Annotated in this window: 3 protein-coding genes and 1 pseudogene; 3 read left to right on the top strand and 1 reads right to left on the bottom strand. The window is 72.6% G+C overall.

Annotated elements, in window-relative coordinates; all coding sequences use genetic code 11:
- A pseudogene (locus HUW36_RS27080) lies at positions 1-319 on the bottom strand (hypothetical protein); the annotation flags it as partial.
- 208 nt (positions 320-527) lie between these two features.
- On the opposite strand from HUW36_RS27080, the gene HUW36_RS27075 reads away from it, so the two are divergent.
- The 3 genes from HUW36_RS27075 to HUW36_RS27065 form a co-directional block, all read left to right on the top strand.
- On the top strand, positions 528-2,513 hold the full coding sequence (locus HUW36_RS27075; protein WP_174530731.1) for a TIGR03960 family B12-binding radical SAM protein: 1,986 nt from the start codon (positions 528-530) through the stop codon (positions 2,511-2,513).
- A 171-nt stretch (positions 2,514-2,684) separates the two neighbouring features.
- Positions 2,685-3,122 carry a hypothetical protein gene (locus tag HUW36_RS27070; RefSeq protein WP_174530730.1) on the top strand — a complete coding sequence of 146 codons (438 nt, stop codon included), beginning with the start codon at positions 2,685-2,687 and terminating at the stop codon, positions 3,120-3,122.
- Positions 3,123-3,135: 13 nt separating this feature from the next.
- On the top strand, positions 3,136-4,215 hold a 1,080-nt coding region (locus HUW36_RS27065; protein ID WP_174530729.1), incomplete at its 3' end, for a hypothetical protein.

The following is a 4,215-nucleotide window of genomic DNA, read 5'->3' as shown; positions in this document are numbered from 1 at the left end:
CGGCGTCCGGGCCCGGGTGTGCGGTGTCGTCCGGGTTCGCGCGGCTGGCGTCGTCAGGCGCCGGCGCGGTGGCGGCGTCCGGGGCCGGGCGGATGGTGTCCTCCGGGTCCGGGCGGGTGGTGTCCTCCGGGTCGGGTGGCTCCGCGCCCGGCGGAGGCGACGCGTCGCTCACCGGCGCCGACCCGTCCCGGGCGGGGTCGGCGAGCTGGCCGTCGCCCCCGGCGTCGACCTGCTTCGACTCGGGCGACGGCGGCTCGGCGACGACCCGCTCCTCGGCCCCGTCGGCCGGCCGGTCCGTCCCCGGCTGCGGCTGCGACATCGCGGCAATCTCCTCTCGCGCCCGTTGCGAGGTTAGTACCGCCCCGCCACCCCCGCCGAATCCCCGCCCCACCGCGGTCCGGGGCCGAGGCGTCCCCGGTCGGCGGCGGGCCGGGACCGGCGCGCCACCTCCTCGATCACCGGGGTGGAGTGGCCGGATGGGTGCGGCGGGGGAAGTGGGGGCGAGGGACCGCGTACCCTTGGGCATCATGAGTGCCCCGTCCACGACCCCACGCCCCACCGCCGACAACTCGGTCTGGCCCCGGCTGGAGCCGCTGCTGCCGCAGGTGACCAAACCCATCCAGTACGTGGGTGGGGAACTGGGCGCGGTGGTCAAGGACTGGGACGCCGCGACCGTGCGCTGGGCGCTGATGTACCCGGACGCCTACGAGGTCGGCCTGCCCAACCAGGGCGTGCAGATCCTCTACGAGGTGCTCAACGAGCTGCCCGACGTGCTGGCCGAGCGGACGTACGCGGTCTGGCCGGACCTGGAGAAGCTGATGCGCGCCCACGGCGTGCCGCAGTTCACCGTCGACGCCCACCGCCCGGTGCGTGACTTCGACGTGTTCGGCGTCTCGTTCTCCACCGAGCTGGGCTACACCAACCTGCTCACCGCGATCGACCTGGCCGGCATCCCGATGCTCGCCGCCGACCGCACCGACGCCGACCCGGTGATCGTGGCCGGCGGGCACGCCGCGTTCAACCCGGAGCCGATCGCCGACTTCGTCGACGCCGCGGTGCTCGGCGACGGCGAGGAGGCGGTGCTCGAGATCACCACCATCGTCCGGGAGTGGAAGGCCGAGGGCTCCCCGGGCGGCCGGGACGAGCTGCTGCTGCGCCTGGCCCGCACGGAGAGCGTCTACGTCCCGCGCTTCTACGACGTCGACTACCTGCCCGACGGCCGGATCCAGCGGGTCGTGCCGAACCGCCCGGACGTGCCGTTCCGCGTGCACAAGCGCACGACCATGGACCTGGACGCGTGGCCGTACCCGAAGAAGCCCCTGGTCCCGCTCGCCGAGACGGTCCACGAGCGGTACGCGGTGGAGATCTTCCGGGGCTGCACCCGGGGCTGCCGGTTCTGCCAGGCCGGCATGATCACCCGCCCGGTGCGGGAGCGGTCGATCACCACGGTCGGCCAGATGGTCAAGGAAGGGCTGGAGTTCTCCGGCTTCCACGAGGTGGGCCTGCTGTCGCTGTCGTCCGCCGACCACTCCGAGATCGGCGACATGTGCTCCGGCCTGGCCGAGCAGTACGCGGGCACCAACGTCTCGCTGTCGCTGCCGTCGACCCGGGTGGACGCGTTCAACATCGACCTCGCCCAGGAGCTGTCCCGCAACGGGCGGCGGACCGGCCTGACGTTCGCCCCCGAGGGCGGGTCGGAGCGGATCCGCAAGGTGATCAACAAGATGGTGTCGAAGGAAGACCTCATCCGCACCGTGGTCACCGCGTACTCCAACGGCTGGCGGCAGGTGAAGCTCTACTTCATGTGCGGCCTGCCCACCGAGACCGACGAGGACGTCCTGGAGATCGCCGACATGGCGCACGAGGTGATCCGGGCCGGCCGCGCCGCCACCGGGTCCAAGGACATCCGCTGCACCGTCTCCATCGGCGGGTTCGTGCCGAAGCCGCACACCCCGTTCCAGTGGGCCTCGATGGAGCGGCCGGAGGTCATCGACGGCCGGCTCAAGCTGCTCAAGCAGGCGATCAACAGCGACCGGTCGCTGGGCCGGGCGATCGGCTTCCGCTACCACGACGGCGAGCCGTCGCTGATCGAGGGCCTGCTGTCCCGCGGCGACCGCCGGGTCGGCGCGGTGATCCGCAAGGTCTGGGAGAACGGCGGCCGGTTCGACGGCTGGAGCGAGCACTTCTCCTACCAGCGGTGGGTGGACGCCGCGGCCGAGGTGCTGCCGGCGTACGGCGTGGACCTCGACTGGTACACCACCCGGGAGCGCGAGGAGCTGGAGGTCCTGCCCTGGGACCACCTCGACTCCGGCCTGGACAAGGACTGGCTGTGGCAGGACTGGCAGGACTCGCTGTCGGAGTACGAGCAGGACGACTGCCGCTGGACGCCCTGCTTCGACTGCGGCGTGTGCCCGTCCATGGACACCGAGATCCAGATCGGCCCGACCGGCCGCAAGCTGCTGCCGCTGACGCCGGTCGGTGGGCTGAAGCTGCCCGCCGCCGCGCAGGGCTGACGGCACCGAACCACTCCGGAGCGCGGGAACCCCTCGGGGTTTCCGCGCTCCGTCGTCCTTCGCGGCAACCGTGCCGCGCCGTGGGGTGGGGCTGACCGCAGTGGTGCTTCCTCGATACGCTGCGTCCGTATTGGACCGGCCCTCCGGGTCGGTAGCGGGGAGGACAGCAGCATGGGCATCACGCCGCCGGACACCGGCGACCTGCACGTCAGCGTCGAGGACCTGGACGCCGCCGCGGAGTACGTCGAGCGCCTCAAGCAGTACGTCGACGACACCATCGGCTACGAGATGGAACGCATCAAGGAGCGGATGAAGGGCGACGGCACGAACGCCCAGACGGTGTCCAACGGCACACCGTTCGGCGCGTACGAGGACGCCCGGATGCAGTGGGCGGCGCTGACCAGGTCGACGGCCAACATGGAGGCCCACCTGAAGTCCATCTCCCGGAAGCTGGCCGGCCTCAAGCAGGGCACCGAGGACATCGCAAAGGCGTTCCGCGACGCGGAGGCCCGCAACGCCGCCAACGGCAAGCAGATCGAGCGGCTGCTGGAGTCCGCGGCGCCGCCGCCGGAGGCCGGGCAGCAGCCCACCTACCCGTACACGGCCTGAGGGGGAGACGGTCATGGCAGGAGGCACCTGGGAGCGCTGCGTCCGCGAGGTGACGCTGTCGGCGGACCCGGAGACCGTCGGGTCCGTGGGGGCGGGTTGGAGCAACCTCTCCACCGCGCTCGGCTACCTGCGCGACTCGCTGGTCGGGCGCTCGTTCGTGGGCCCGGTCGCGACCGGTCAGGAGCGCCCGCACAGCGGCGGCCTGCCCGGCCTGCTGGCCGGGTGGAAGGGCAGCGGCGGGGACGCGTACCGCGAGCACCTGAGCGGCATCGGCAAGGAGATCGAGGAGCTGATCACGCACGCCAGCGGCGTCAGCGGGGCGCTCTCGCGGATCGAGGGCGACATCCGCACGGCGGTCGCCAGCATCCCGATCCCGCTGATGGACGACTTCGGCTGGAACGAGTGGAGCCTGCCCGGCGGCACCGAGCTCGACGACGCCCGCGACGGCGAGAGCCAGTCGGGTTTCCTCGCCGCGCTGCGCAAGGACTACCAGGCCAACCAGTCGCTCTACGCCGACGGCGCGTTCCGCGACAAGGCCGACGACCTGGAAGCCACCATGAAGGTCGACGGCAACGCCGGCGACCAGAAGCGTGGCGGCTGGTGGGACACGAAGTCGCATCTGGACAACTGGTACCGGGACAACCAGGAGGCGGCCAACAAGGCGATGTCGCCCCTGCCGGTCGCCGTGGAGACCGAGCGCCCCAAGCTGGTCGTGCCCAAACCGAACATCGACTCCGATGACGGCTACCGCCCGGACACCCGCATCCCGCCCTCCGGCGTGCCGGACACCGGCCTGCCGGGCGGCGGTGGTGGCGGTGGCGGCAAGATGCCCTCGCTCGGCAGCACCGGGATCGGCGGTGGCGCCGGTGGCGGTGGTGGCGGCGGGTCGTTCACGCCCCCGCCGACCATCGGCGGCTCCGACCTCGGCGGCGGGTCCGGCTCGTACACCCCGCCGGTCACCGGCGGCGTTCCCGGCTCCGGCAGCGGCTACCCGGGCTCCGGCGACCACGACTACGGCACCGGCCTGGCCGGCGCGGGCGGTCCGGGCACGATCACGGCCGGCGGCCCGGGCAACGGCTTCGGCAGCGCCGGT

Source organism: Micromonospora maritima (genome assembly GCF_902825405.1).
Classification (GTDB): Bacteria; Actinomycetota; Actinomycetes; order Mycobacteriales; family Micromonosporaceae; genus Micromonospora; species Micromonospora maritima.
Note: the sequence above shows the minus strand (reverse complement) of the source record. Positions and strands in the feature narration are given on the sequence as shown.

What these genes read in the sequence shown, in the direction of transcription:
- HUW36_RS27075 (WP_174530731.1), top strand. Translation starts at nt 528, where the DNA reads ATGAGTGCCCCGTCCACGACCCCACGCCCCACCGCCGACAACTCGGTC.
- HUW36_RS27070 (WP_174530730.1), top strand. Translation starts at nt 2,685, where the DNA reads ATGGGCATCACGCCGCCGGACACCGGCGACCTGCACGTCAGCGTCGAG.